Raw genomic sequence first — 26,220 nt, 5'->3', positions numbered from 1 at the left:
AGCCACGATCGACGGAGTGCCAATATGACCCCCTTTCATCTGCGGCGAGCGTTAGTTGCGGGCTTGTTGGCCGCTCTCGTCTCCTTTGCGCCGGCGCGCGCCCAAACGCTCGACAAGGTCACCTTCGGCACCAACTGGGTCGCCGAGGCCGAGCATGGCGGCTTCTTCCAGGCGGTCGCCGACGGCACCTACAAGAAATACGGCCTCGACGTCACCATCGTCCCCGGCGGTCCGAACGAGAACAACCGGATGCTGCTGATCGCCGGCAAGATCGATTTCTTCATGGCCGCGAACACGCTGATGTCGTTCGATGCCGTCGCCAACAACGTTCCCGTCATCACCATCGCCGCGATTTTCCAGAAGGATCCGCAGGTGATGCTGACTCAGCCGGACGCCAAGGTCGGCAAGATCGAGGACCTCAAGCCGCTGACGCTGTTCGTCTCCAAGGAAGGCATGACCAGCTACTTCCAATGGCTGAAGTCCGAATACGGCTTCAGCGAGAAGAACGTGCGCCCCTACAATTTCAATCCGCAGCCCTTCATCGCCAATCCCAAGAGCGCCATGCAGGGTTACGTCACCTCCGAGCCGTTCGCGGTGGAGAAGGCCGCCGGCTTCAAGCCCAATGTGCTGCTGCTCGCCGATCACGGCTTCAACACCTATTCGACGCTGATCGAGACCCGCCGTGAGATCGTCGAGAAGAAGCCTGACCTCGTGCAGCGCTTCGTCGATGCCTCCATGATCGGCTGGTACAATTACCTCTACCGGGACAATTCCGCCGGCAACGCCCTGATCAAGCAGCTCAACCCGGAGATGACCGACGATCTCCTGGCCTATTCCGTCGTCAAGATGAAGGAGCACGGCATCGTCGATTCCGGCGACAGCTTGAAGAACGGCATCGGCGCCATGAGCGACGAGCGCTATGCCTCCTTCTTCAACAAGATGGTCAAGGCCGGGGTCGTGAAGGCGGATCTCGACTACCGCAAATCCTACACGCTGCGCTTCGTCAACAAGGGCGTCGGCGTCGAGCTGCGCCCGAACAAGCCGTAACGGATGTTGAAGTCGAGGCGAGATGTGGCCACATCGCTCACCTCTCCCCGTCGGGGAGAGGTGAAAGACGCCCGCAACGCGGCAGCCTGCGGTCAATGGTAGAGCGCAATCCGTCGCCCGCCGTCGAGGCCAGCCTGACGGCTCTCGCCGTCAGCCTGCGCGGCGTGACGAAGGTCTATGACAACGGCGTGATGGCGCTCGGCCCGTTCGACCTAGCCGTCCGCAAGGGCGAGTTCATCTCGCTGCTGGGCCCGTCCGGCTGTGGCAAGTCGACGGCGCTGCGGATCGTCGCAAGCCTCACGGCGCCCTCATCAGGCACCGTGCGGGTGGCGCGTCACGAGGGCGTGCCGCAGCCAGGTCGCGGCATCGGATTCGTGTTCCAGGAGCCCACCCTGATGCCCTGGGCCAATGTTCGCGAGAACGTGCGCCTGCCCTTGAGGCTCGGCGGCGTGCCGAAAGCGGAGGGGCGTGCGCGTGCCGACGCGGCGCTGGCCAGCGTCGGCCTTGCCGATTTCGCGGATAGCTTTCCGCGCGAGCTCTCCGGCGGCATGAAGATGCGGGTGTCGCTGGCGCGTGCGCTCGTCACCGATCCCGATATCCTGCTGATGGACGAGCCGTTCGCCGCGCTCGACGAGATCACGCGCTTCCGCCTCAACAACGATCTGCTGGCGCTGTGGCGACGCTTACGCAAGACCGTCATCTTCGTCACCCATTCGGTGTTCGAATCCGTCTATCTGTCGCAGCGTGTCGTGGTCATGACGGCGCGCCCCGGCTGCATCCAGGCCGACATCCGCATCGAGACGGTTGAGCCGCGGGGCGAGGAGTTTCGCACCTCGACGGCCTATTCCGATTATTGCCGACGCGTGTCCGCCGCGCTGGCGCCGTCCTATTCGGGGCAGTCGACGCTATGAACCCGCAAAGCCCGGTCATCGCGAAACGATCCGGCGCGCAACGCGCGATGCGCTTCGTGCTGCCCGTCATCGTCTTCGCAGCCGGCCTCCTTGCCTGGGAACTCGTGGTCCGCATCAGGGAGATCCCGCCTTACGTGCTCCCGGCGCCCTCCGTCGTCGTGCTGACGCTGATCAAGGACTGGGCGGTGCTGTCACAATCGCTGGCGGCCACGCTTGCAACCACGCTCGAAGGTTTTGTCGCCGCCAGCATCGGCGGCATCGCGCTGGCGCTGCTGCTCAACCAGTCGAAATGGGTGGAATATTCGCTGTTCCCCTATGCCATCGTGCTGCAGGTGACGCCTGTGATCGCGATCGCGCCGCTCTTGCTGATCTATCTGGAGCAGCAGACCGCGGTGGTCGTCTGCGCCTTCATCGTCGCATTTTTCCCGGTGCTGTCGAACACCACGCTCGGGCTGAACTCGGTGGACCGCAATCTCGCCGGCCTGTTCCAGCTCTATGGCGCATCGAAGCCGCAAACCCTGCGCTTCCTCAAGCTGCCGGCAGCGCTGCCCTACATTCTCGGCGGCCTGCGCATCGCCGGCGGCCTGTCGCTGATCGGCGCGGTCGTGGCCGAGATCGCGGCCGGAACGGCCGGCGCCGGCTCCGGCCTCGCCTACAGGATCGCCGAGTCAGGCTATCGCTTGAACATACCCCGCATGTTCGCGGCGCTGCTTCTGTTGTCGCTGGCCGGGATTGTCATCTATGGGGTGCTGGCGCTAGTTTCCCACCTCGTTTTACGGCGCTGGCACGAGAGCGCGCTTGGAAAGGAAAACTGATGGCTGCCGGTTCGATTTCGTCCGAAAAGATCGACCTTCTGATCTATGGGCCGGTGCGGCCGATCCTCGAGAACGGCTTTTCCGATCATTTCGTCGTGCACAAGGCAGAGACGCGCGGCGATCTCGAACGGCTGACGCCGGCGGTCCGCGACAAGATCCGCGGCGTCGCGGTGACCTACCACACCGTGCGCGCGGACAAGGACTCGCTGTCGCAGCTGCCGAAGCTGGAGATGGTGGCGAGCTTCGGCGTCGGCTACGACCACATCGACGCCAAATACGCCGCCGAGCACAATATCGTCGTCACCAACACGCCCGACGTCCTGACCGAGGAGGTCGCCGACGTCGCGATGGGCCTTCTGATCTCGACCTTGCGCGAGTTCATCAAGGCCGACCGCTATGTCCGCTCCGGGCTCTGGCAGACCCAGAACTATCCGCTCAGCGTCGGCTCGCTGCGCGACCGCAAGGTCGGCATCGTCGGCATGGGCCGGATCGGCCAGGCCATCGCGCGCCGGCTCGATGCTTCGCTGGTGCCGGTGGTCTACCACTCGCGCAACCCCTCCAAGGACGTCTCCTACAAGCACTATCCCGACCTGATCGAGATGGCGAAGGCGGTCGACACGCTCGTTGTGATCGTGCCCGGCGGGGCCTCGACCAACAAGATGATCAATGAAGAGGTGCTCAAGGCGCTCGGCCCGCGCGGCGTGCTGGTCAACGTCGCGCGCGGCTCGGTGATCGACGAGCCCGCGCTGATCCAGGCGCTGAAATCCGGCACCATTCTCGCCGCCGGGCTCGACGTGTTCGCGGCCGAGCCGAACGTGCCCGACGAGCTCAAGTCCATGCAGAACGTCGTGCTGCTGCCGCATATCGGTTCGGCCTCGGTGGTGACGCGCAACGCCATGGACCAGCTCGTGGTCGACAATCTCAAGGCCTGGTTCGCCGGCAAGGCGCCGCTGACGCCGGTTGCGGAAACGCCGGTCAAGGGGCGCTGATGATCGCTCGTCGCCTTCTCGCATTCGCCGTCGCGGCCTGCCTGGCCGCGATCGGCGCCGTCGCGGCCTCCTTGGCCGCGGTCGGCATTGCGCATGCGCAGGATGCGACGAGCCTGAAGAAGCAGATGCCCGGACAATGGGAGCTCTCGACCACCGAGCGCAGCAAGACCTGCGTGGTCACGCTGAAGGGCGACGCGGCAGGCCAGGGCTTCAAGCTGGAGCTGGAGCCGGCCTGCAAGACCGCGCTGCCCTTCACCAAGGACATCGTGGCCTGGAGCGTGAGGGGCCTCGACATCGTGCGCCTGCAGGATGCGACCGGCGAGGCCGTGATCGACTTCACCGAGGTCGAGGCCGGCATCTTCGAGGGCCTGCGCCAGGGCGAGGGCGTCTACATCCTGCAGGATCTCGCCGCCGCGCGCGCGATGGCGAAGTCGATGGACCAGATGATCGGCGACTGGTCGATGGTTCGCCGCAACGGCCAGCCGGTGTGCGGGCTGACGCTGACCAACACCGAGGCTGATGCGGATAATTTCCAGGTCTTCCTCAAGCCGAGATGTGACGCCGCGATCGCGCAGTTCAACCCGACGCAATGGCGGCTCGAGCGCGGCCAGATCATCCTGATGTCGAAGTCGGGCGAGGCCTGGCAGTTCGAGGCGGACGACAACGCGCAATGGCGCCGCGTCCCCGACACCGCCGATCCTCTGATCATGCTGCGTCAGTAGGCGGGCGAGATGCTGGCTCGGTCACCTCTCCCGCTTGCGGGAGAGGTCGCGCCGAAGGCGCGGGTGAGGGCTTTCTCCTCTTGGGGGTTCTCGATTGCAGAGGCACCCTCTCGCCAGCCCTCCTCCGCAAGCGGGGGGGAGCGCAGCTGCTCCCACAGAGGCACCTCCTCCTCATCCATATTCTAAGCCGTCACCTTCGATCGCAGCGCGGTGCCTTGCGCCGGTCCCGACAGGCGAGATCGCTGATTTCGGAATTTGTCGGATTTCGAACTTTTCGTCCGTTTCGACCGACCAAGACGGAATGGTTCAATCTCGATCGGGCTTTGACATGAAATTCGTTGCGCTGGCCTTTTCGTGCCTCCTGCTTTTCGCGACACCTGCCCGCGCGAATGACACCCGCACCTTCAATGCGATGGTGACCCTGGCCAATCGCGGAGATGCAGAGGCGCAATATCATGTCGGCATGATGCACAACAATGGCATCGGCACGCAGCCGGATCGCGGCCGGGCCCTCGAGTGGTTTCAGAAATCGGCCGCCGCCAACGACCCCCTCGGAGCCTACAAGCTCGGCTGCTATTATGACGGACAAGGCGCGGGCATCATCGCAGCCGACGCGGACCAAGCACTGAAATACAAGCTCGTTGCCGCCAACGCGGGCTATGCGCGCGCCCAGCATGACGTCGCGCTCATATATGACCGGCGAGGCAATTCGGAAGAAGCGCTGAAATGGTGGAAGCTGGCTGGCGATCAGGGGCTTCCCGAGGCCCTGTTCGGCCTGTCCCGCGCCTATTCGGCCGGAAAGGGAACGCCGAGAGATTTGTCACTGTCGTACGCCTATTTCAAACTCTCGAAGGTGGCGCCGGCCAAGAACGTGAACGAAATGGCTTCCATGTTGTCCAAGCCTGACCTCGAGAAGGCCGAGAAAATGGTTGCCGAATGGAAGCCGCAACCGACCGCCCTGACGCTCAAGGCATTCGCCGGCTTCACAGCCGCCGAAGACTACTTGAAAGCCGCCAAGAACCAGGCGTTCTGATCTGGCCTAGATCAGCCGCAGCCCGCGCAAGCTCGCATGCCCGCTCTTGCCGACGATGATGTGGTCGTGCACGGCAATCCCCAGCGGCTTTGCGATGTCGATGATCGCCTTGGTCATCTGGATGTCGGCCTGCGACGGCGAGGGATCGCCTGAGGGGTGGTTGTGCACCAGGATCAGCGCGGTCGCGGAGAGCTCCAGCGCGCGCTTGATCACCTCGCGCGGATAGACCGGGGTGTGGTCGACGGTGCCGGTCTGCTGCACCTCGTCGGCGATCAGCTGGTTGCGCTTGTCCAGGAACAGCAGGCGGAATTGCTCCTTGTCTGAAAACGCCATGCTGGTGCGGCAATAGGCGATCACCTCGTTCCAGGACGACAGCGCGTTGCGGCTGTTGACTTCGCCCTTGGCGACGCGATGCGCCGCCGCGGCGATCAGCTTGAGCTGATTTATCGCGGACTCGCCGACCCCCTCGACCTCGCGCAGACGCGCCACCGGCGCATGCACGACCTCGGCGAACGAGCCGAAGGTCTTGATCAGCGTCTTGGCCAGCGGCTTGGTATCGCGCCGCGGCAGCGCGGCAAACAGCGCCATCTCGAGCAATTCGTAATCGCTCAGCGCATCCGCGCCCGCTCTGTAGAAGCGCTCGCGCAGCCGCTCGCGATGGCCGAGATAATGCGGCGTCTCGTCAGGCTTGCTCTTGTCGTGGTCAGGCTTGGCGGGCATCGGCCGCCAGCATTGCCGGGGGGCAGCGTTTTTGCAACCGTCAATTGACGCGGTTTTCAACGCGCCGCTTAGTCTTGTAATCTCGCCTCCGCATCATCTCGACAAACTAGAGGGCAGGCAGGACTACCGGATTTGCGATCGGACCGACGTTATAGGCGCGATGATTGTCGAAGCAGGCCTCTACGCCTCCGCCAGATTGACCGAACATCGGTACGACTGCCCCGCAGAGGATGGAGGTGCCCATATCAGGTTGCACCCTCCAGCGAAATAACGCCGGGAAAAAGCTCGGGAGCGCCATCCGCGCGACTGCCGCAAAGCCTGTCGGCGCAAAGGGCAACTCGGACTGAGGTGAAATAAAGGTCCAAGGTGCAACGGTGTTGGTAGCCTGATCTATTCTTCGACTTTGCGGCCATGCTTCCCATCGATAGAACACTTCGTTGTCCTGCGTGGTCGTATGAAAGGGAAGGTGTGACGCTGTTACCGGAAGTGAGCCCCTGCCGTGGGGAGCGCCCGGAGACAGGTTGGGTCGACTCGAGGGAGGAGGCGGATTGGGATTCGCGAGGACGCTGTACATGAAGCTTCGCGTCGCGGTAACTGGAAGGACCGAGCCGATCCCGGGCAGATTTTCCCACCAGAGCTGATAACGGGCCTCGAGCGTGACCCCTCTTGCAGGTTGGGTCGGGCGCCATGTATTGGCGGCGAACTGCTGCAACTCCGTGTAAACGTGAGAGTCGAGGACGATTGCCAGGATCGCGCTGAGGACGATGCAATACCCCTTGTCCTCGTCGTAACCCAGCTGTACGCCTTGGAAAATTTCCGGCTCGGACGTGAAGGCTTGCTGTTGACCATCGTCGAGCCTGAAAATGCCCATTGCCTTGCCCTGCAAATGACTTTTCCAATCGAATAAGTCGGCAGTGTTTCAATATGTCAGCGAAAAATCAACTAAAGATTGTAGTGGCGGGCGAATAGACTATCGCCGTCTGGATGGTCAGTCACGTTCCGAAGATGAGGGGAATCACCCGATCTGCTTCTCGCCGTGCCGCTCCGACAGCGTGAAGATCTCGACGCCGGTCGCCGTGACGCCGACCGAGTGCTCGAACTGCGCCGACAGCGAGCGGTCGCGGGTGACCGCGGTCCAGCCGTCGGACAGGATCTTCACATGCGGCTTGCCGAGATTGATCATCGGCTCGATGGTGAAGAACATGCCGGGCTTGAGCTGCACGCCCTCGCCGGGCCGGCCGATATGGATGATGTTCGGCTCGTCGTGGAACATGCGGCCGAGGCCATGGCCGCAGAAATCGCGCACCACGCTCATGCCCTGCGGCTCGACGAAGCTCTGGATGGCATGGCCGATGTCGCCGGTGGTGGCGCCGGGCTTCACCGCGGCGATGCCGCGCATCATGGCTTCATAGGTCACCTCGATCAGCCGCTCCGCCTTGCGCGCGACCGGGCCGATCGCATACATCCGGCTGGAATCGCCATACCAGCCGTCGGCGATGAAGGTGACGTCGATATTGACGATGTCGCCCTCCTTCAGCGGACGGTCGCCGGGCATGCCGTGGCAGACCACGTGGTTGAGCGAGGTGCAGGTCGAGTAGCGGTAGCCGCGATACATCAGCGTCGCCGGGTAGGCGCCGTGGCTGAAGGCGAAGTCGCGGACGAAATCGTCGATTCTGGAGGTCGGCACGCCGGGTCCGACGATGTCGGTGAGCTCGTCGAGGCACCTGGCCACCAGCGCGCCCGCCTTGCGCATGCCGGCAAAGGCGGCGGGCCCGTGCAGCTTGATCTGTCCGGTCTTGCGCAGGGAGGTCTCGGTGGCGTCGACGTAGCTCATGCGTGTCAGGTCTTCTCGGGCTGATCTCGATATCGGTGGAAAGGCTTGATTTCAGGCCCCAATTTAATGATTGGCAGCCTTCATGCAAGCCGAGCGGCCTGCTTGGGGGGTGAAAGTGACCTAATTCGGGACTTCCACGGCGGTTTCCACCGGCAGGGCGCCGCCGCGGATGCGGATTTCGCGGACGGGATAGGGAACCCGGATGCCCTCGCGCTTGAAGGCGTCCCACAGCTCCAGCATCACGTCGCTCTTGACCTTGTCCATGCCGTCGGGGTCCGCGATCCAGAAGGTCAGCGAGAACTTCATCCCGGCTTCCGCGAACTCGGTCAGGAGACAGGTCGGCGGCTTGCCCTTCTGCGCGCGCGGATGGGCTTCCGCGGTCTCGGCCGCAAGCTTGCAGACCAGCTTCGGGTCGGCGTCGTAATTGGTGCCGAAAGCGATCTTCACCAGCGTGTTCTTGTCGGTATAGGTCCAGTTGACGACCTTCTGCGTCACCAGATCCTCGTTCGGGACCAGGAATTCGCGTCCGTCGCCGGCAGCGACGGAAATATAGCGCGTCTTCATCGCGCTGATGCGGCCGGTATTGTCGCCGATGGTGACGAGATCGCCGGGCTTCACCGATTTGTCGGCGAGCAGGATGATCCCCGAGATGAAATTGGCGACGATCTTCTGCAGGCCGATACCGATGCCGACGCCGACCGCGCCGGAGAACACCGCGAGCGCCGACAGGTCGATCCCGACCGCGCCGAGCGCGATCACGATCGCGACCGTGAGCAGCCCGATGCGGATGATCTTGACCAGCAGCACCTGCACCGACGGCGTCAGGTCGGTGGTCGAATTGATCCGGCTCTCGGCGAAATTGCTGGCGATGTTGGTGAGCCAGAGTGCGATCAGCAGCAGCGCGCCGGCCTTGAGCGCCAGGAGTGGGGTCAGCCTGAGGCCGCCGAGCACGATGGCGAAGGAATCGAGCAGGTCGACCGTCGCATCGAGCTGGCCGACGATGGAAAGCGCGGCGATGAACCATGCCGTGATCGACACCAGCTTGACGATGAAGGCGTTGCGCAGCACCGAGGTCACGAGCCGGATCACCAGCCAGGCGAAACCCAGCTTGGCTGCGACCATCAGGAGATAGGAGCGGCTCGGCCAGGTCGCGTGATACATCACCACGCGCGAGACGATCACGAGCAGCGTGAACACCGCCGTTGAGGCGCTGGCGACCATGACCCGGACGAAATGCCGGAGCGGCAGCGGCCAGCGCATCGCCAGCGAGGTCAGGTCGACACGGCCGCGAATGGCGGCCTCCGCGGCATAGGCGATGCCGGCCGCCGCCAGGATGAGGCCGAATTGCAGGTAGAACCAGGGTGAGGAGATTTCCGCCCCGACGCTGCGTGCGGTGGTCTGCACGAACTCCATGAAGTCTTTGAGGTCCATGTCCATCGGGTCTCGTCGGCAAGCGGGGAGGAATTGATTCGAGGGCGCCGGACAATCCCATAAAGGGCGCGGCCGGGCCATCGATACACCGTGAAGTGAAGCGCGTTAAGGCCGTAAAATGCGGGCAGATTGCCGCGAAGCGCGAAAATGGGTTGGCGCGCGAGTCCACCGACGATAAGGATGAAATTCCAGCGATTTCTTACCCGGAAGGTGGATGGCTTCCCTCGATTCCGTCAGTCTCGCCATATTGCTCGGCGCCGTCCTCGTCATGGCCGGCATCCTCTCGAGCCTGCTTGCGCTGCGCTTCGGCGCGCCCTTGCTGCTCGTCTTCCTCATCATCGGCATGCTCGCCGGCGATTCCGGCCCCGGTCAGCTCCAGTTCGACGACGTCCGCACCACCTATCTGGTCGGCTCCGTCGCGCTCGCCTTGATCCTGTTCGACGGCGGCCTGCGCACGCGCTTTGCCAGCATCCGCACCGTGCTTGCGCCGTCGGTGGTGCTCGCGACCGCAGGCGTGCTGCTGACCGCGCTGGTCACGGCGCCATTCGCCAAATATGCGCTCGACCTCAATTGGTCGGAGGCGCTGCTGGTCGGTGCGGTGGTGGCCTCGACCGACGCAGCCGCCGTGTTCCTGCTGGTGCACACCCAGGGCCTGCGTCTGCGCCCGCGCGTCGGCGCGACGCTGGAGGCGGAATCCGGCACCAACGATCCGTTCGCGATCTTCCTCACCTTGATGCTGGTCGAATACATCTCGATCGGTACGAGCTCCCCCGGCCATGTGCTGATGGAGTTCATCCAGGAGGCGGTGCTGGGTGCTGTCGTCGGCGTCATCGGCGGCCGCCTCGTCGTCATCGCGCTCAACAAGGTCGCCCTGCCGCAGGGCCTGCATGCGCCGTTCGTGACCACGGCCGCGCTCGTGATCTTCGGCGGCTCGCAGATCATGCACGCCTCCGGCTTTCTCGCCGTCTATCTCGCCGGCATCATCATCGGCAACCGGCCGACCCGCGCGCATAATTCTGTGGTGACGTTCCTCGACGCCGCGACCTGGCTGGCGCAGATCGTGATGTTCGTGCTGCTCGGCCTTCTGGTCTCGCCGAGCCGGTTGGGTTCCAGTGTGCTGCCGGCGGTCGCCGTCGCGCTGGTCTTGATGCTGGTGGCGCGCCCGCTCGCGGTGTTCGTGTGCCTGTCGCCGTTCCGCTTCAACTGGCGTGAGAAGATCTTCATTGCCTGGACCGGCCTGCGCGGTGCGGTCGCGATTTTCCTGGCCTCGATCCCGATGCTGGTCGGGCTGTCCAAGGCCTATCTCTATTTCGACGTCGCCTTCGTCGTCGTCATCATCTCTCTGTTGCTGCAGGGCTGGACCCTGGCGGCGGCCGCGCGCAAGCTGCACGTGGCGCTGCCGCGCGCCGAGCGCGGCCCGCGCCGCGTCGAGCTCGATCTGCCCGGCCAGCTCGAGCAGCAGCTGGTCGGCTATCCGGTGCGGCCCAAGAGCCTGTATTTCCGCCGCGGCCTGATCCCGTCCTGGTCCAAGCCGACGCTCGTCATCCGCAACGAGAACATCCTGACGCCGGCGGAAGCCGACCCGATCGCGCCGGGCGACTACATCTATCTGCTGGCCCCGCCGGAAAAAGCCGAGTCGCTCGACCGCTTCTTCGTCGACATGCAGCCGAGCACCGCGCCCGATCCGCATCTGCTCGGCGACTTCATGGTCTCCGGCGAGCACACGCTCGCCGAGCTCGCCGCGATCTACGGCGTCAAGGTGAGCGAGGAGGAAAGCAGGCTCACGCTCGCCGATTACTTCGACGTTCATCTCGACCATGCGCCGAAAGAGGGCGCCGAGCTGCCGCTGGACGAGATCGTGCTGGTCGCACGCAGCATCTCGGGCGCTCGCGTCAACCTCGTCGGCCTGCGCCTGCCCGAAGAGGACGAAACGCCGCCGCCGCTGACAGGCGCCCAGGCGCTGCGCAAGAAGCTCGCCGATGTCTGGGCGTCTGTGGCGGGGGTTTAGGCGATCTCGTGTCCCGGATGCGCTGCAGCGCGCAAGCGTTGCTGCGCAGAGCCGAGACCCATGGTGCCGCGGGCCCCGGCTCTGCGACGCATCACTGCGTGCTGCGTCGCGTCCGGGGCACGAAATCCACTCCGCCCTATCGGGGCTGCGAAACGAGCCTCACGTCAGCACCTTCACCCCGCCGAAGCTCGTCACCCGGCCCTGCTTCAGCATCACGATCTGCGTCGCGAGCTGGCGCAGCTCGGCGACGTCGTGGCTGACATAGACCATCGGCACATTGGCCTCGTCGCGCAGCCGCACCAGATAGGGCAGGATCTCGAGCTTGCGGCCCTCGTCGAGCGCGCCGAGCGGCTCGTCGAGCAGCAACAGGCGCGGCTTCGACAGCAGCGCGCGCCCGAGCGCGACGCGCTGGCGCTCGCCGCCGGACAGTTTTCCGGGACGGCGATCCCTGAGCGCGCCGATGTCGAGCAGGTCGATGATGCGCTTATGCTGCGCCGGGTCCTGCGCAAGCCCGTTCATCCGCCGCCCGTAATCGAGATTCTGCGCCACGCTCAGATGCGGAAACAGCCGCGCATCCTGGAACACGTAGCCGATGCGGCGGCGGTAAGTCGGCACGTGAATGCCGGCCGCGGTGTCGTCGACGGTTTCGCCGTCGATCGCGATGGTGCCGCGATCGGGCCGCAACAGCCCGGCGATCATGTTGACCAGCGAGCTCTTGCCGGCGCCCGAGGCGCCGAACAGCCCGATGACGCGCCCCTCGCTTCTAAAGGATGCGGACAGCGAGAATTCGCCGAGTTGTTTTTCGACGTCGACGCGCAGCATGGTCAATTCCCGTGCAGGCGCTGCGTGGCGCGGCGGGCGAACCATTCGGCCGCGATCAGCGCGCCGATCGCGAGCGCGATCGAGACGATCACGAGCCGGCCTGCCGCGGCATCGCCGTCGGGGGTCTGGATCAGCGAATAGATCGCGGACGAAATCGTCTGGGTCTCGCCTGGAATGTTGGAGACGAAGGTGATGGTGGCGCCGAACTCGCCGATCGCCTTGGCAAAGCCGAGCACCATTCCGGCGAGCACCCCCGGCAGCGCCAGCGGCAGCGTCACGGTGAAGAACACCTTCCACGGCGCTGCACCGAGCGTCTCCGCGGCCTGCTCGAGCCGGCGGTCGATCGCTTCGATTGACAGCCGCATCGGCCGCACCAGCAGCGGAAACGCCATCACGCCGCAGGCGAGCGCCGCTCCGGTCCAGCGGAACGAGAAGACGATGCCGAGATAATCCGCGAGGAAGCCGCCGACGAGGCCGCGGCGGCCGAAGGTGAGCAGCAGAAGATAGCCGGTGACCACCGGCGGCAGCACCAGCGGCAGATGCACGAGCGCGTCCAGTATCGACTTGCCCCAGAACTCACGCCGCGCGAGCAGCCACGCCAGCGCAATGCCGAACGGCGTTGCGACCAGCGTGGCGATGACGGCGACCCTGAGCGAAAGCAGGATCGCCGTCCATTCGTCGGGAGAGATATCGAACATCAAACCGAGGAAGTCACGTGGTGGAGCTCACCAGGAACTTGAAGCCGTATTTTTCCAGAATGGTCTTGGCCGCCGTCGAGCGCAGGAAGGCGAGATAGTCGTTCGTCTCCGGCTTGGCGATGCTGGTCGCCGCGACCGGATAGATGATCGCCGGATGCGATTCCGCCGGGAAGGTGCCGACGATCTTCACGCCGGGCTCGACCTTGGCATCGGTGGCATAGACGATGCCGAGCACGGCCTCGCCGCGGGTGACCAGCGTCAACGCCGCGCGCACGCTCTCGGCCATGGCGAATTTCGGTTCGGCGGCCTGCCAGGCGCCGAGTTTCTCCAGCGCGGCCTTGGCATATTTGCCCACGGGGACCGACTTGACCTCGCCGGTCGCGATCCTGCCGTCGCCGGCAAGTTTTGCGATGTCGAAGCCTTGCGCGATGCTGACGTTGTCGATCCTGGAATCCTTCGGCGCGATCAGCACGAGGCTGTTGCCGAGCAGGTTGACCCTGGAAGCCTCGTTGATGGTCTTCTTGGCGATCGCGTAGTCCATCCAGTCGGTGTCGGCGGCGACGAACACGTCGGCCGGCGCGCCCTGCTCGATCTGCTTGGCCAGCGCCGAGCTTGCGGCGTAGCTCGCAACGATCTTGACGCCGGTCTTGGCGGTGTAGGCGGCGTCGATCTCGTCCAGCGCGTTCTTCATCGAGGCGGCGGCGAACACGGTGATGGTCTTGTTCTCGGCCGCGGCCGGCGCGACGGCCGTGCCGGCGAAAATGACGAAGGCGGTGAAAAGTCCGGAGAGACGAAACATGGGATGCGCTCCGTGCGAACTCGCGCGCAAGGTTGCACGCACGAAATCTGGCGTTGGGTCGGCCGGATGCGACGGGCGGAAGCGCTGTTCCACGTCCCTTGCGACGGCTTACGGCCGGCGGGGATATCGCAATGCAAACATAGCAGGCCGCGGCCGCAGGTCAAAGGCGAGTGTGCGTCATCCCGGGCTCGCTTCGCGCCCCGGGACGACCGCGGTGGATGAGGCAGCCTTGCGCCCAACCATGTAGGCTACGGCTTCGCATCCCCTGCATGGAGCACCGCCTTGCAGGCTGCCGGCATCTGCGCGAGCGTCATCGGCGGCTTCGGCTTGGGCGGCTCCGGCGGCGGCTTGGGGTGCAGCACCGCGTCGGAGAACCAGTAGGCGAGATCGGCGGGCTTGCAGCCTTCGTCCTCGGCCTGTGACGGCTGCCCCTCGCATTCGCCGGCCCCCGCCGGGCAGTGCATGCGGATGTGGAAGTGGTAGTCGTGGCCCCACCAGGGCCGGATCTTCGACAGCCAGGCGCGGTCGCCCTTAGCCTCGCGGCACAAAGCCTTCTTGATCGCGGCATTGACGAAGATGCGCTGCACGGCGGGCTCACGCGCGGCGGCGCGCAGCACCAGAACGTGGCCTGGTGTGAACACCTTGGGGTCGATGTCGAGCCGGTCCTGGCGCACCATCATCACCGCCGACATCTCCTCACGCTCCTCGCGCGAGAGCCGGCGGTCCGGCATCGGTGTCAGCCAGATGTCGGCGTCGAGACCGATCTGGTGGCTGGCATGGCCCGACAGCGCCGGCCCGCCGCGCGGCTGGGCGATGTCGCCGACCAGGATGCCGGGCCAGCCTGCGTCCTTGTGCGCCTTCGCAGCGAGCCGCTTGATCAGCGCGATCATGTCGGGATGACCGTAGTTGCGATTGCGCGACAGCCGCATCACCTGCCAATGATCGCCGTTGATCGGCATCTGCTCCGCCCCGCCGATGCAGCCCCTGGTGTAGGAGCCGATGACGTGGGCCGGCCCCTTCGAGGGCAACAGCTTGCGCGCGAACAGCTCCTTCGCGGCGAGATCGGGGTCGTTGGGATTGATGAGCGGCGGCAGCGGCTTCGGGTTGATGCTGCCCTTGTCCTGGGCCAGCGCGCCACCGGCGCCCAGGCAGACCAACGAGAGCAGGAGGAGGGTGATGCCGCGGCGACTCATGCTGACGCTCTTATAGCCCAATGCTGCGCCAGGGTTAAGAACGGAGGCGGCGAGCCCGCCACCGGCCCATCGCAGCTCGGCCGCATCGCGGCCCGACCCGCCGTTTCTTAACGGTGCAATAACCGTATCCTGCATTGACCAAAATTCGTGCGGGGCGCGAGAAAATTCTGCGGTTCGTATGCAATTGCGCGCGATTTCGGAATGGATTCAAGCGCGCGCGCAATTTTGCGCCAGATCGCTCATTGATTGCGGCGCCGCGCTCAATCCGATGGCGCCTGCCGCCGCTCGCTACGCCGCGCAAACAGGCAGCAAGCGCCCCGCGCGCGGACCGCGGCTGGCTAAGATTACTTTTTTTTCAGACACTTGCCTCAAAACTTGCGGCCGCTGGGTGCGACTGGGACGAGTGAAGTTGAGTTTGGGGTCTCGAAAAACAAGAAAGCGAAAGCAAAGCATGCTTGCCCGCGCCGGCCAAAAGGCGCGCAAGCCGCGCTTCGCGCGCGTCTCGCTTTCCGAACGCGACGAAGTCCTGCGCAGCCGTGCCGAGGCGGAAGCTGCGATCGCGGAGGCGCGCAAGTCGCATGAGCGGCTGCGCCAGGCGATCGACATCCTGCCGCAGGGCATCGTGTTTCTCGATGCCGAAGGCCGCTACGTCCTCTGGAACAAGAAATACGCCGAGATCTACAGCAAGACCGCCGATCTGTTCGAGGAAGGCGCGCGGCTCGAGGACACGCTGCGCATCGGCGTCGCCCGTGGCGACTATCCCGAAGCCGTCGGCAATGAAGATGCCTGGATCGCAGAGCGTCTGCAGAAGCTCTACAAGCCCGGCGCGCGTCACGAGCAGAAGCTGTCGGACGGCCGCGTCATCCTGATCGACGAGCGCTTGACCGATGACGGCGGCGTCGTCGGCCTGCGCGTCGACATCACCGAGCTCAAGCAGCGCGAGGCCTCGTTCCGCCTGCTGTTCGACGGCAATCCCGTGCCCATGATCGTCTGCGCGCTGGACGACGAGCGCATCCTCGGCGTCAACGATGCCGCGGTCGCGCATTATGGCTACAGCCGGGCCGAGTTCGAGCGATTGAAGATCCGCTCCTTGCAGGCGTTCGACAGCGAGCCGCCCTGGATCGTCGGTGCGGCCGGCGAGGATCAGGCCGGCCGCACCTGGAAGCACGTCAAGGCCGACGGTGGGCTGATCGACCTTGCGATCTATTCCCGCGAATTGACTTATGCCGAGCGGCCCGCGGTGCTGCTCGCGCTGATGGACATCACCGAGCGCAAGCGCGCCGAGGCGCGGCTCGCCTTCATGGCCCAGCATGACGGGCTCACCGGCCTGCCCAATCGCAACCTGCTGCGGCAGCAGATGGACGAAATGCTGCTGCACACGCGCCGCGGCTCCGAGAAGGTCGCGCTGCTGATGCTGGGACTCGACAATTTCAAGGCGGTCAACGACACGCTGGGGCATGCGGTCGGCGATAAGCTCCTGCGCGGCGTCGCCAAGCGGCTGCGCTCCACCTTGCGCGACGAGGATGGGCTGGCCCGCCTCAACTCCGACGAGTTCGCTGTTCTGCAGAGCGGATTGGCTCGGCCGGAAGATGCGGTGGGTCTCGCAAAACGCCTCCTGGCGGCCATTGCCGATCCCTATCTGCTCGACGGTCATTCCGTGGTGATCGGCGCCTCGATCGGCATTGCGATGGCGCCGGGCGACGGCGAGGATTCCGAAAAGCTGCTCAAGAGCGCCGACATGGCGCTGTCGCGCGCCAAGCTGGACGCGCGCGGCGGCTTCGCCTTCTTCGAAGCCGCACTCGATGCGAAGGCGCAGAGCCGCCGCAAGATCGAGGTCGAGCTGCGCGACGCGATCCAGAACGACGTGCTGCGGCCGTACTACCAGCCGCTGATCGATCTCTCGAGCGGCCGCATCACCGGCTTCGAGGCGCTGGTGCGCTGGCCGCACGCCGAGCGCGGCATGGTATCGCCGGCCGAGTTCATTCCGGTCGCCGAGGACACCGGCCTGATCAATCCGCTCGGCGGGCTGATGCTGCGCCGGGCCTGCTTCGACGCCGCGGCCTGGCCGGACGACGTCCGCGTCGCCGTCAACCTGTCGCCGCTGCAGTTCCGCAGCGGCAATCTGCTCTCGATGGTCACTGATGCGCTGAAACATTCCGGCCTGGCGCCGCGCCGGCTCGAGCTCGAGATCACCGAGACGCTGCTCCTGGAGAAGAGCGCGCAGGTGCTGGCGACGCTGCATGCGCTGCGCGCGCTCGGCGTGCGCATCTCCATGGACGATTTCGGCACCGGCTATTCCAGCCTCAGCTACTTGCGCAGCTTTCCGTTCGACAAGATCAAGATCGATCAGTCCTTCGTGCGCGATCTCGCAGCCAACCGCGAGGCCCAGGCGATCATCCGCTCCATCGTCAGCCTCGGCAAGGGCCTTGGTGTCACCATCACCGCCGAAGGCGTCGAGACCGAAGCCGAGCTCAGCTGCCTCCGCGCCGAGGGTTGCCATGAGGGCCAGGGCTTCCTGTTCAGCAAGGCCCGGCCGAATGCGGAGATCGTCAGCCTGCTGGCCGCACAGCGCGGCATCGACGGTGACGAGGACGCCGCGCTGGTGGCGTGACCACTACCGCGGGCCATCGAACCTGCCGTGCTCTACCCATGTCTCGCGATGAGTTCCAACCAACGGATGCGGCCATGACCTCTGATGCGCCTCCGCTGCCGCCGTCGGGCCCGCGCTACGCCCGCTTCTCGCTCCGGTTCAAGGCCGTTCTGCTCGATTGGATACTGGCGATGGCCCTGCTGTTCGGCGCGCTCGCCGTCGCCAGCAATGTCGCGAGCGACGGCCTCAGCCGCAGTCTCGGCGTCTCGGTCGTGGCCATCCTGCTGCTCTATGAGCCTGTGTTGGTCTGGCGCGCCGGCGGCACGCTGGGACATATCTGGACCAATTTGCGCGTCGTCGATGACCGCGGCGGCAACCTGAGCTTCGCCAAGGCGCTGGCACGCTTCGTCGTCAAGAGCATTCTGGGCTGGTATTCGTTCGTGATCATGGCTGCCACGCGCCGCAATCAGGCGGTTCACGATGTGCTTACGCATTCGACCGTCCAAATCCGCGACCCGGCCAAGGCAAAGCCCGGCCAGTTCATCACCGAGCGGCGTGAGGATGAATCGACGATGCCCTCACGGCTGCGGCGTGCGCTCGTGACAATGGTCTACCTTTTGCTCTGCCTCTTGTTCTATTTCGGCGTGTTCGCGGTCCTGGTCCGGGCCGGCGTGATGTCGCGCGCGTGCCTCTACCAGGACATCTGCAGCGGAAGCGACCACATCGTCGACTCCGCCGCCGCTGTGGTCCTCCTCCTTATGATTGCGTTCGTCATCGTCATGGGCTGGCGCGGCCGACTGCTCGGCGCTCGCAAGGCGGCGTGACGATGGCGTGACCATCCGGTCTCAGCGCAAGCTCGATGAGCTGAGGGGAAAAATTTCCGTCCTGTGGACCGGCTCTAGGCCCGGTCGATGAGCACCCGCTCCATGATGATCGTGCGTTCGTCGCCATGATAGCTGTCGCGCACGGCGTGGAAGCCCAGTCGCGCATAGAAGGTCTCTGCGGTGACCGATGAAGGGACCATCAGGGACGGAATGTTCCGCTCGCGCGCTGTGCGTTCGATCTCGCCCATCAGCAGCTTGCCGATCCCGCGAGCCTGAACGTCCGGAGCAACGAAAACGGTGCGGACGACGCTTCCGTCGAGGCTTGCCGTCCCGACCAGGCGGCCGCCGATCGTGGCAACGAAGACGGTGCGCTGCCCGATCAGCCGGCGCACGGCATCCGGGCCGAAGCTGGGCTCGATCCGTGCGATGATCTCCGCCGTATAGTCCTTCGCATTCGTCTCGCGCAGCGCACGCAAGATGACCGCGCTGATGGCCGCGGCGTCATCATCGAGTGCGGGCCGGATGCTGCATTCCATGAATTGCTCCCCGAAGCTTCGCGAATGACTGAATGAACCCGCTCTCGGCGCGGCAATCGGCGGATTTTCAACGACCCGTCACTCGATCACGTCGTCGGTCAGCACGAGAATGGTGGGCGGGATCGTAACGCCGAGCGCACGCGCGGTCTTGAGATTGACGGCCAGCTCGAATTTGGTTGGCAGCTGGATCGGCATGTTTGCGGGCTTTTGTCCCTTCAGGATCAGATCGACATAGCCCGCGGCGCGACGAAACAGGTCGCCGATGTCGGCACCATAGCTGATCAGGGCGCCGGCATGCGCGAACTCCTTCTGCTGGCCGATGACGGCGATCTTCATGTCGATGCCGATACGGCAAATTGTGTCCTGCATCGCGGCGGTCATGTAGTCGCGAATGACGATCAATGCGTTGCCGCCGGCGCCCGCGAGCACGTTGAATTGCTCGGCAACCGCGAGCGGCGACGCGCTCGTCAGTCCGAGGCGCACCGGTTCCAGCCCGGCGCGTCGTGCTTCCTCGATGGTTTGCGCGCCCCAGGCGCTGAAGGTCGGGTCCGTCGCATTGTTCAAGACGCCGATCCGCTTCAGCGAGGGCAGAATCTCCCGGATCATCTCGATGCGCTTGGCCGACATCTCCTCGCCGAACGCGGCGAAGCCGGTGAGGCTGCCGCCCGGCCGCGCGAGACTCTGAAACAATTCAGGGTCGCTTTGCACCGCGGGCAGCGCCACGGCGACGACGGGAATATTGGTTTTCCTGACCATCGCGCGCGCTGCGGCCGGGCCCGGAGAAAGCAGGACGTCCACCTGCCTGGCCACGAGGTCGTCGATCAATGCAAGGCCCCGCGACACATCGCCGGCGGTCGAATGGGCCTCGATGACGATGGTGCGACCCTCCACGTATCCCAGCTCGGCCAGCGCCTTCCGGAACGGAACGAGCGCCGCATTGTCGATCTCCGGCGTGGCAAATCCGACGAATCCCACGACCGGAACGCGCTTTTGGGCCAATGCTTCGCGCGCCGATATCGTCGCACCTGCCAAGAAGCCGAGAAACGCCCGTCGCTTCATTTGGCCTCTCGCGATGCCAGAACAATCTGATCACAAGGGAATGCTACACCAATCTGATCGCCGTCAGAAGTCCATCCGGTCGTCGAGGCAAGGCTTGGCAGAGCCGCTCAAGATCTGGGGGAGGGCCCAGGGATCGGCAGATGGACTTGGTGAGACCAGGGTTGGCCGTCGACCCCGGTGAATCCCATCGCTTCCTAAAACCGTACAGCGCCGGCATTTCCCGCGTGGACAGTGACCGTCGCAACCTTCCCCGCAGCGTCTTGCAGCAAGGCGTTCGCGATGGCCCTGGCGACGTTGCGTCTCCTGTAGTCGCGATGCACGTAAAGCCGCCGCATCCGCCACATGGGCAGCGGCGCCGGTGCAGGCTCGTCGGTGATCGCTCCGATGCCCGCCGATCTGCCATCCAGATGGCAGGTGAATATCGCGTGAAACATGGCGCGATCAGCTGCGAATTCCGCAGCCAGACGGGTCATGTGCGCGTGTCCATCGGCTTTGGCATCGGCCTCCAGCGTGGGAAAATCCGCGGGAAGAGTGCCGGCGATCCGTTCAAGGGAAATGATCGTCATGATGCGGTTCCGGCGGCTTGCAATCAAACAAGTTTGGCGAGGATGTCCTGGATGAACGGGTCCTTGCCGATCAGGTACTGCTGAATGCCCGAGTTGTTCTCGCGCTCGAGCCTCAGCTTCAGGTCCTGATATCCCGCGCGATCTTCGGCATGCTCACGCAGATGGTCGCGAAATTTCAGCATCCGTGCGATCTGTGGATGACTATCGCGGCATACATGAAGTTTGTGCGTGCGAATACCGCCGACGTCCCGCTTGAAGAAATGGTGGCCTGGGGACAGGTCGCCGCCGCGACGATAGCTGAGGCGCGTCAATGATCGGCTCCAGTCGTCCAGCGGGTCGTCCGACCGGACCACGGCAAGCACGTCGATTTCGGCCTTCGCCGCCAGTCCGGGTACAGCGGTGCTGCCAACGTGATGCATGCAGATCAACGCCGAACCGAAAACAGACTTCAGCCGCCCCTCTTCCGCCGCATATTGCTGCGGCCAGGTCGGATCATAAGGTCTGATAGGACTGGTGAGGGGCATGTCGAACACTACGCCGAAACGCGGGCTCCGCCTATGAGATCCGGCAATCGCCGCAGGTCGGTGTCACGCCGTCGCGCGGCCGAGATCGAGCGATGGCCTGCGTCGCGTCGGAAAACTCAGCGCCACCGCGACCGCGGCAAGCCCGATCGCGAAGGAGCCGGCGTGCAGCCAGGTGTATTGCTGGAACGTGTCGAACACGATACCGCCGGCCCAGGGCCCGAGCGCCATGCCGAGGCTGGCGAAGGCTGACACCGCGCCGAACACCGTGCCCATGATGCGCGCGCCGAAGAACTCGCGCACCAGCACCGCATAGAGCGGCATCACCCCGCCATAGGCGAGGCCGAACACGACCGAGAGCGCGTAGAACTCGCCGAGCTGCGCCACCGCGAGATAGGTCGCGATGCACATCGCCTGCACGAACAGTCCGCCGACAAGGACCGGTTTCGCGCCGATGCGATCGGCCAGCACGCCCAGCAGCAGGCGTCCGCCGAGGCCCGAGACGCCGGCGACGCTATAGACCGTCACCGCCGTGAGCGGAGCGATGCCGCAGACCATCGCATAGGACACCATGTGGAAGATCGGGCCGGAATGCGCCGCGCAGCAGGCGAAATGCGCCGCTGCGAGCGCGATGAATTGCGTTGTGCGCAGCGCCTGCGCCGCACCCATCTCGACCTCCGGCGCCGCGTCCGTCGTTGCGGAGCCCGCGGCCGCCGGCGCCGGACGCACCAGAAAACAGGCGGGGATCAACAGCGCCCACGAAGCGATGCCGATCATCAGCATCGCGGTGCGCCAATCATAGGCCGTGATCAGCCAGCTCGCGGCCGGCGCGACCGTCACCGGCGACACGCCCATGCCGGCGGAGACCAGCGCCACGGCGAGGCTGCGGTTCTTCTCGATCCAGGCGCTCGCGAGCGCCATCATCGGCGCGTAGAAGCTGCCCACGGCGATCCCGATCAGCACGCCGAAGCAAAGCTGGAATTGCCACAGGCTTGCTGCCTGGCTCGCCGTGACGAGACCCAGTCCCAGCAGAACGCTTCCCGAGAGCACCACGATGCGGGTGCCGAACCGGTCCGACAGCGTGCCCCATAGGAACGCGGCGAATCCCATGCATAGGAAATCCAGCGTCGCGGCCGCCGACACGCCGGCGCGCGACCAGCCCATCGCCTCCGAGATCGGCTGCAGGAACACCGCCAGCGACAGCATCGTGCCGAATCCGATGCAGGTCATCAGTGCGCCCGCGGCGACAACGACCCAGCCATAGTCGAAGCGTGACGGCTTGCTCATGCGTTTCCTCGGCGCTCTTGCTCTTGTTGATGGTGCGCGCAAGAGATGGTGACTGATCTGCGGGGCGAGAGCAAGGCGGGTTGCCACAGCCGGCTGACATCCTCTGCTCGTAGTGATAGCATGCCGTGCGTCACCAGCCTGCGATGTTGTTCTCATAAGCGCACACATGAGCGTGCGAGGAGGCAAGTGCAATGAACTGGGGAGCGCCATTGAGGCGGCGCGGGTGCCGCAGGCTTTTCCTGCCCGTCATTTTCGCCGCCGCGGTCTGGACGCCCCTGGCGTGCGCGCAGGACGTCCGAAGCGTGCCCGCCGCGCCGGGGCCGGTCTTTTCGGACAGCGGCCCCGATGCCGAGCTCTACGGCGCGGCGGAAGGCTATCCGGTCGGCAGGCGGGGCGCCGCCCCGGAGCTCAACAAGCTCGTCGGGAGCTACAGCCATTTCGGCGAGATCTATCCCTCGCGCACGGTTGGTCGCGCGACGACGCCGTGGCACTTCAAGCGCGCGCCGGAGCCGCAGGTCACCTACAGTTTTGGTACCGAAAAGCTCGGCATCGCCGACTATCTCAGGCGCAATCCGGTGACGGGTCTCCTGATCGCCAGGGACGACACCATCCTCTACGAGCACTATCAATATGCGCGGACCGACCAGCACCGCTTTGTCTCGCAGTCCATGGCCAAGACGATGGTGGCCATGCTGGTCGGGATCGCGGTGTCGGAGGGACGGATCAAGTCGGTCGACGACCTTGTCTCGACCTATGTCGGCAGCCTTGCGGACACGGAATATGGCAACACGTCCATCCGCGCCTTGTTGAACATGTCGTCGGGCGTCGAATTCTCGGAAGTCTATGACGGGAACGACGACATCGCCCGGCTCGGACGCGCCCTGTTCGTCGGCCCGCCGAAAGATCCCGCCGCCATCGTCGCGCAGTTCAACACCCGGGCCGCACCACCGGGCACCAAATTCCACTATGCCAGCGTTGAAACCGAGATCCTGGGCCTGGTCCTGCGCGCCGCCACCGGGACGCCGGTTGCCGACTATCTCCACGACCGGATCTGGGATCCTATCGGCACCGAAGCGGACGCCTCGTGGGCGATCGACGGCAGCGGGCAGGAGATCGCCTTTTGCTGCTTCAACGCGACCTTGCGCGACTATGCGCGCCTGGCCCGGTTGCTCGCCCATGACGGCGCCTGGGAAGGCCGTCAATTGATTCCCCGGCAATGGCTGCTGGATGCCACGACGGTGCGGCCGGCCGATGGCCATCTCGCCCCGAAAGTGGCCACGCCCTATTTCGGCTACGGCTATCAGGTGTGGCTCCTCCCCGGCGAGCCGCGCCGATTTGCCCTGCTCGGCATTCGCGGCCAGGTCATCCTGGTCGATCCGGCCTCAAAGCTCGTCATGGTGCACACGGCCGTTCGCCAGAAGCCGTCCGAGCCGGGCGCGCTCCGGGAGCCGCTGGCGTTGTGGTTCGCTGTGCTGCAGCAGCTCGGGCAATGATCAATTGCTGACGGCGTCACAGATATTTCCCGACGACCGTGCCGGCGCCGACGGGTTTCCATCGTCCTCGGTTTAGTCCCGGAAGCGCCGCGGATGCAAAAGCAGGGCGATTGAGCCCATAAATCCTGCGGTTACTCGATCACTTCGTCGGCGCGGGCGATGACGGTTGCGGGCAGGTCGAGACCCAGGGCCTTGGCGATGCGGAGATTGATCCTGAGGTCGAACTTGGTCGGGCGTTCGAAAGGCAGGTCGCCCGGCTTTGCGCCCCGTAGAACGCGATCAACCTGCGCAATCAGGCGGCGCCCTGCGTCTGCGAAATCGGGGCCGAACGACATGAAGGCGCCGTTCGCGACCCAGTCGGGCGAAGCAAAGATCGCAGGCTTCCTGCTCAGGTTCACCAGCCTGACGACTTCGGCCTGATGGCCGCTGAGCACGACGTCCGGAACGAAAACAAGACCGTCAAATCGGGCAAGGTTGTCCGGGCTCAGGAGCGTCCCGAGGCTTGCGGGATCATCGATGTTGATGGCTTCAACCTGAAAGCCGAGCTTGCGGCCGGTTTCCAGAACAGGCGTGAGACTCTGTGCACCGCTCGACACCTTTGTCGTGACAGTTCCGAGGCGGACGGCCTGGGGCAGGATCTCGCGCATGAGCTCGATCCGCTTTGCAGTGGTTTCCTCCGAGAAGACCGCGATGCCGGTCACGTTGCGGCCGGGGCGGGCGAGACTGTCGGCCAGTCCGGATGCGACTGGATCGACGGCAGCAAGGGTCACGATGGGAATGGTTCGCGTTGCCTTGTAGGCCGCCAGAGCGGCAGGCGTGCTGATTGCGATGATAACGTCCACCCGGCCATCCCGTACGATCTCCTGCGCGAGCGCCGGTAGTGCGTCGGCATCTCCGGCTGCGTGACGAAACTCGAGTCGAATCCGCCCCTCGGTGTGACCAAGCTCTGCAAGCAGCCTTTTGGTTGCAGCGATCTGCGTGGGAATTTCGACCGGTCCCAACTGGACGATGCGCGGCGTTGTGGAAGACTGCTGGGCGCGTGCGATCAGCGGCCAGCCGATTGCTCCCATCATCAGCCCGATGAATGCGCGCCGTCTCATCTGACCCCGCTCGAAGCTGCCGTGCGACAGCCAGACTATAGCCCGCCCCAAATGCTCGTAAGCCGCCTCACCCGGATCACGGGCCGGATACCGGGCGAGGCGTCGCTGGCAGCTCGCCTGGATCAGAGACTTGGCGGAGGCAACACCTCGATGCTTCTTGTGACCCTGGCCGGGGCAGCCCAGGCGAGGGCTTTGAACCATTTCGCCTTCCGGCTGCACCAACGTCGCGTATGTCGGTGAGACCCGCGACCAAGGAACGCGTGATGAAGCCCCTGAAAGCATCGATTTACGTCGCAGTCGCCGCGTTCGCCTTGAGCTTGTCGTTCGGCGCGCCATCCCATGCCGAACAGGATGAGGCGGGCGCGCTTGAGCTGCAGATGAAGCAGCTCTATCGGGCCGGGAAGTACGTCGAAGCGCTGCCGTTGGCCCAGAAATCGCTGGCTCTTCGCGAGAAGGAGTTCGGCCCCGACGATGCGCGCGTCGCGACGCCGCTGAACGACCTCGGCACGATCCATTACAATCTTGGCCAATACGCCGTTGCCGAACCGCTGTACAAGCGCGCGCTGGCCATTGACGAGAAGACGCTAGGCCCGGATCACTCCGAAGTCGCCATGGTGCTGAACAATCTCGGCGACCTCTACCGCGCGGAAGAGCGTTACGCCGAAGCGGAGCCGCTGCTCAAGCGGTCGATCGCCATTCACGAGAAAAGCGGTGGTCCGTCGATCGTGATGGCGTTGAGCAACCTCGGCGCGGTCTACTGCCATCAGGGCAGGTACGATCAGGCCATACCGCTGTTCAAGCGAGGCCTCGCCGTGCTGCAGAAGGCGCTCGGTCCGGACGATCCCGAAGCCACGGTGCTGATGAACAATTTGGCCGACGCCTATATCAATCGCCAGCGCTATGCCGATGCCGAGCGCCTGCTGAAGCGGTCGATGGCGGTGACCGAGAAGGCGTTCGGCCCGGATCATCCCGACATCGCGCAGGCACAGAACAATCTGGCTGCGCTCTATGGGCGTCAGGGCCGTAACGCCGAGGCCGAGCGGCTGTTCAAGCGGTCGGCGGCCATTTTCGAGAGAACCCTCGGCCCCGACCATCCGGATCTCGCCGGCGTTCTGGAAAACCTCGCCGGTCTCTACAAGTATCAAGGCCGCTATGCCGATGCCGAGCAGGTCCTGAAACGGTCGATGGCCATCCGGGGGAAGACAAGGCCGATCTGAGGATG

General features: G+C 64.8%; 25 protein-coding genes. 11 read left to right on the top strand and 14 right to left on the bottom strand.

Annotated elements, in window-relative coordinates:
• Positions 1–24 precede the first annotated feature (24 nt).
• The 6 genes from AC24YW_RS12960 (at position 25) to AC24YW_RS12935 (ending at position 5,517) form a co-directional block, all read left to right on the top strand.
• Complete coding sequence (locus tag AC24YW_RS12960) at positions 25–1,047, top strand: ABC transporter substrate-binding protein (protein WP_487483087.1); 1,023 nt, start codon at positions 25–27, stop codon at positions 1,045–1,047.
• Between the two features lie 95 nt (positions 1,048–1,142).
• Entirely contained in the window at positions 1,143–1,958 is an 816-nt protein-coding gene (locus AC24YW_RS12955) for an ABC transporter ATP-binding protein (protein WP_487483086.1), read from the top strand.
• Positions 1,955–2,773 carry an ABC transporter permease gene (locus AC24YW_RS12950; RefSeq protein WP_487483085.1) on the top strand — a complete coding sequence of 273 codons (819 nt, stop codon included), beginning with the start codon at positions 1,955–1,957 and terminating at the stop codon, positions 2,771–2,773. Before AC24YW_RS12955 ends, AC24YW_RS12950 begins: the two co-directional genes overlap by 4 nt.
• Positions 2,773–3,762, top strand: a complete 990-nt coding sequence (locus tag AC24YW_RS12945; protein ID WP_487483084.1) for a 2-hydroxyacid dehydrogenase — start codon at positions 2,773–2,775, stop codon at positions 3,760–3,762. The genes AC24YW_RS12950 and AC24YW_RS12945 overlap by 1 nt, the downstream gene beginning before the upstream one ends.
• Entirely contained in the window at positions 3,762–4,484 is a 723-nt protein-coding gene (locus tag AC24YW_RS12940; protein WP_487483083.1) for an AprI/Inh family metalloprotease inhibitor, read from the top strand. Before AC24YW_RS12945 ends, AC24YW_RS12940 begins: the two co-directional genes overlap by 1 nt.
• A gap of 328 nt (positions 4,485–4,812) precedes the next feature.
• The gene (locus AC24YW_RS12935) at positions 4,813–5,517 is read left to right on the top strand and encodes a tetratricopeptide repeat protein (protein ID WP_487483082.1); all 705 of its coding nucleotides are present in this window, start codon (positions 4,813–4,815) and stop codon (positions 5,515–5,517) included.
• Positions 5,518–5,523: 6 nt separating this feature from the next.
• On the opposite strand, the gene radC is transcribed toward AC24YW_RS12935, so the two are convergent.
• From radC to AC24YW_RS12915, 4 genes are all read right to left on the bottom strand, one after another.
• Positions 5,524–6,237: a RadC family protein gene (radC, locus tag AC24YW_RS12930; protein WP_487483081.1), complete on the bottom strand. Its 714-nt coding sequence runs from the start codon at positions 6,235–6,237 to the stop codon at positions 5,524–5,526.
• Between the two features lie 106 nt (positions 6,238–6,343).
• A complete protein-coding gene (locus tag AC24YW_RS12925) occupies positions 6,344–7,123 on the bottom strand; it encodes a hypothetical protein (RefSeq protein ID WP_487483080.1) in 780 nt (259 codons plus the stop codon).
• Between the two features lie 129 nt (positions 7,124–7,252).
• A complete protein-coding gene (map, locus tag AC24YW_RS12920) occupies positions 7,253–8,071 on the bottom strand; it encodes a type I methionyl aminopeptidase (RefSeq protein ID WP_487483079.1) in 819 nt (272 codons plus the stop codon).
• A gap of 120 nt (positions 8,072–8,191) precedes the next feature.
• Positions 8,192–9,508, bottom strand: a complete 1,317-nt coding sequence (locus AC24YW_RS12915) for a mechanosensitive ion channel family protein (protein ID WP_487483078.1) — start codon at positions 9,506–9,508, stop codon at positions 8,192–8,194.
• Between the two features lie 208 nt (positions 9,509–9,716).
• Between AC24YW_RS12915 and AC24YW_RS12910 the strand changes: the two genes are divergently transcribed.
• Positions 9,717–11,510 (top strand): potassium/proton antiporter, encoded by a 1,794-nt coding sequence (locus tag AC24YW_RS12910; RefSeq protein ID WP_487483077.1) that lies wholly within the window; start codon positions 9,717–9,719, stop codon positions 11,508–11,510.
• Positions 11,511–11,669: 159 nt separating this feature from the next.
• On the opposite strand, the gene modC is transcribed toward AC24YW_RS12910, so the two are convergent.
• The 4 genes from modC to mepA form a co-directional block, all read right to left on the bottom strand.
• Positions 11,670–12,332, bottom strand: coding sequence for a molybdenum ABC transporter ATP-binding protein (gene modC, locus AC24YW_RS12905; protein WP_487483076.1), 663 nt, complete (start codon positions 12,330–12,332; stop codon positions 11,670–11,672).
• Between the two features lie 2 nt (positions 12,333–12,334).
• Positions 12,335–13,030 carry a molybdate ABC transporter permease subunit gene (gene modB / locus AC24YW_RS12900; protein ID WP_487483075.1) on the bottom strand — a complete coding sequence of 232 codons (696 nt, stop codon included), beginning with the start codon at positions 13,028–13,030 and terminating at the stop codon, positions 12,335–12,337.
• 13 nt (positions 13,031–13,043) lie between these two features.
• Positions 13,044–13,829: a molybdate ABC transporter substrate-binding protein gene (modA, locus tag AC24YW_RS12895; protein WP_487483074.1), complete on the bottom strand. Its 786-nt coding sequence runs from the start codon at positions 13,827–13,829 to the stop codon at positions 13,044–13,046.
• Positions 13,830–14,077: 248 nt separating this feature from the next.
• Positions 14,078–15,022, bottom strand: a complete 945-nt coding sequence (mepA, locus tag AC24YW_RS12890; protein WP_487483073.1) for a penicillin-insensitive murein endopeptidase — start codon at positions 15,020–15,022, stop codon at positions 14,078–14,080.
• A gap of 451 nt (positions 15,023–15,473) precedes the next feature.
• On the opposite strand from mepA, the gene AC24YW_RS12885 reads away from it, so the two are divergent.
• The gene (locus AC24YW_RS12885; protein WP_487483072.1) at positions 15,474–17,633 is read left to right on the top strand and encodes an EAL domain-containing protein; all 2,160 of its coding nucleotides are present in this window, start codon (positions 15,474–15,476) and stop codon (positions 17,631–17,633) included.
• A 74-nt stretch (positions 17,634–17,707) separates the two neighbouring features.
• Positions 17,708–18,436, top strand: coding sequence for an RDD family protein (locus AC24YW_RS12880; RefSeq protein ID WP_487483071.1), 729 nt, complete (start codon positions 17,708–17,710; stop codon positions 18,434–18,436).
• Between the two features lie 74 nt (positions 18,437–18,510).
• On the opposite strand, the gene AC24YW_RS12875 is transcribed toward AC24YW_RS12880, so the two are convergent.
• From AC24YW_RS12875 to AC24YW_RS12855, 5 genes are all read right to left on the bottom strand, one after another.
• Positions 18,511–18,972 (bottom strand): GNAT family N-acetyltransferase, encoded by a 462-nt coding sequence (locus tag AC24YW_RS12875; protein WP_487483070.1) that lies wholly within the window; start codon positions 18,970–18,972, stop codon positions 18,511–18,513.
• 78 nt (positions 18,973–19,050) lie between these two features.
• On the bottom strand, positions 19,051–20,031 hold the full coding sequence (locus tag AC24YW_RS12870) for an ABC transporter substrate-binding protein (protein WP_487483069.1): 981 nt from the start codon (positions 20,029–20,031) through the stop codon (positions 19,051–19,053).
• Between the two features lie 194 nt (positions 20,032–20,225).
• Positions 20,226–20,597, bottom strand: coding sequence for a GNAT family N-acetyltransferase (locus AC24YW_RS12865; RefSeq protein ID WP_487483068.1), 372 nt, complete (start codon positions 20,595–20,597; stop codon positions 20,226–20,228).
• A 23-nt stretch (positions 20,598–20,620) separates the two neighbouring features.
• Entirely contained in the window at positions 20,621–21,121 is a 501-nt protein-coding gene (locus AC24YW_RS12860) for a GrpB family protein (protein WP_487483067.1), read from the bottom strand.
• Positions 21,122–21,184: 63 nt separating this feature from the next.
• The gene (locus AC24YW_RS12855) at positions 21,185–22,405 is read right to left on the bottom strand and encodes an MFS transporter (protein ID WP_487483066.1); all 1,221 of its coding nucleotides are present in this window, start codon (positions 22,403–22,405) and stop codon (positions 21,185–21,187) included.
• Positions 22,406–22,707: 302 nt separating this feature from the next.
• On the opposite strand from AC24YW_RS12855, the gene AC24YW_RS12850 reads away from it, so the two are divergent.
• Complete coding sequence (locus tag AC24YW_RS12850) at positions 22,708–23,898, top strand: serine hydrolase domain-containing protein (RefSeq protein ID WP_487483065.1); 1,191 nt, start codon at positions 22,708–22,710, stop codon at positions 23,896–23,898.
• Between the two features lie 131 nt (positions 23,899–24,029).
• On the opposite strand, the gene AC24YW_RS12845 is transcribed toward AC24YW_RS12850, so the two are convergent.
• Complete coding sequence (locus AC24YW_RS12845) at positions 24,030–25,199, bottom strand: ABC transporter substrate-binding protein (protein ID WP_487483064.1); 1,170 nt, start codon at positions 25,197–25,199, stop codon at positions 24,030–24,032.
• A gap of 62 nt (positions 25,200–25,261) precedes the next feature.
• On the opposite strand from AC24YW_RS12845, the gene AC24YW_RS12840 reads away from it, so the two are divergent.
• Positions 25,262–26,215, top strand: a complete 954-nt coding sequence (locus AC24YW_RS12840; RefSeq protein ID WP_487483063.1) for a tetratricopeptide repeat protein — start codon at positions 25,262–25,264, stop codon at positions 26,213–26,215.
• Positions 26,216–26,220: the final 5 nt, after the last annotated feature.

This window comes from Bradyrhizobium sp. USDA3516 (assembly GCF_057651995.1).
This window is presented reverse-complemented; position numbering and strand designations above follow the sequence as displayed.

Bases quoted from the DNA above. Each gene is read 5' to 3' on its own strand.
- AC24YW_RS12960 (WP_487483087.1), top strand. From the start codon at position 25: ATGACCCCCTTTCATCTGCGGCGAGCGTTAGTTGCGGGCTTGTTGGCC.
- AC24YW_RS12955 (WP_487483086.1), top strand. From the start codon at position 1,143: ATGGTAGAGCGCAATCCGTCGCCCGCCGTCGAGGCCAGCCTGACGGCT.
- AC24YW_RS12950 (WP_487483085.1), top strand. From the start codon at position 1,955: ATGAACCCGCAAAGCCCGGTCATCGCGAAACGATCCGGCGCGCAACGC.
- AC24YW_RS12945 (WP_487483084.1), top strand. From the start codon at position 2,773: ATGGCTGCCGGTTCGATTTCGTCCGAAAAGATCGACCTTCTGATCTAT.
- AC24YW_RS12940 (WP_487483083.1), top strand. From the start codon at position 3,762: ATGATCGCTCGTCGCCTTCTCGCATTCGCCGTCGCGGCCTGCCTGGCC.
- AC24YW_RS12935 (WP_487483082.1), top strand. From the start codon at position 4,813: ATGAAATTCGTTGCGCTGGCCTTTTCGTGCCTCCTGCTTTTCGCGACA.
- radC (WP_487483081.1), bottom strand. From the start codon at position 6,237: ATGCCCGCCAAGCCTGACCACGACAAGAGCAAGCCTGACGAGACGCCG.
- map (WP_487483079.1), bottom strand. From the start codon at position 8,071: ATGAGCTACGTCGACGCCACCGAGACCTCCCTGCGCAAGACCGGACAG.
- AC24YW_RS12915 (WP_487483078.1), bottom strand. From the start codon at position 9,508: ATGGACATGGACCTCAAAGACTTCATGGAGTTCGTGCAGACCACCGCA.
- AC24YW_RS12910 (WP_487483077.1), top strand. From the start codon at position 9,717: ATGGCTTCCCTCGATTCCGTCAGTCTCGCCATATTGCTCGGCGCCGTC.
- modC (WP_487483076.1), bottom strand. From the start codon at position 12,332: ATGCTGCGCGTCGACGTCGAAAAACAACTCGGCGAATTCTCGCTGTCC.
- modB (WP_487483075.1), bottom strand. From the start codon at position 13,030: ATGTTCGATATCTCTCCCGACGAATGGACGGCGATCCTGCTTTCGCTC.
- modA (WP_487483074.1), bottom strand. From the start codon at position 13,829: ATGTTTCGTCTCTCCGGACTTTTCACCGCCTTCGTCATTTTCGCCGGC.
- mepA (WP_487483073.1), bottom strand. From the start codon at position 15,022: ATGAGTCGCCGCGGCATCACCCTCCTCCTGCTCTCGTTGGTCTGCCTG.
- AC24YW_RS12885 (WP_487483072.1), top strand. From the start codon at position 15,474: ATGCTTGCCCGCGCCGGCCAAAAGGCGCGCAAGCCGCGCTTCGCGCGC.
- AC24YW_RS12880 (WP_487483071.1), top strand. From the start codon at position 17,708: ATGACCTCTGATGCGCCTCCGCTGCCGCCGTCGGGCCCGCGCTACGCC.
- AC24YW_RS12875 (WP_487483070.1), bottom strand. From the start codon at position 18,972: ATGGAATGCAGCATCCGGCCCGCACTCGATGATGACGCCGCGGCCATC.
- AC24YW_RS12870 (WP_487483069.1), bottom strand. From the start codon at position 20,031: ATGAAGCGACGGGCGTTTCTCGGCTTCTTGGCAGGTGCGACGATATCG.
- AC24YW_RS12865 (WP_487483068.1), bottom strand. From the start codon at position 20,597: ATGACGATCATTTCCCTTGAACGGATCGCCGGCACTCTTCCCGCGGAT.
- AC24YW_RS12860 (WP_487483067.1), bottom strand. From the start codon at position 21,121: ATGCCCCTCACCAGTCCTATCAGACCTTATGATCCGACCTGGCCGCAG.
- AC24YW_RS12855 (WP_487483066.1), bottom strand. From the start codon at position 22,405: ATGAGCAAGCCGTCACGCTTCGACTATGGCTGGGTCGTTGTCGCCGCG.
- AC24YW_RS12845 (WP_487483064.1), bottom strand. From the start codon at position 25,199: ATGGTTCAAAGCCCTCGCCTGGGCTGCCCCGGCCAGGGTCACAAGAAG.
- AC24YW_RS12840 (WP_487483063.1), top strand. From the start codon at position 25,262: ATGAAGCCCCTGAAAGCATCGATTTACGTCGCAGTCGCCGCGTTCGCC.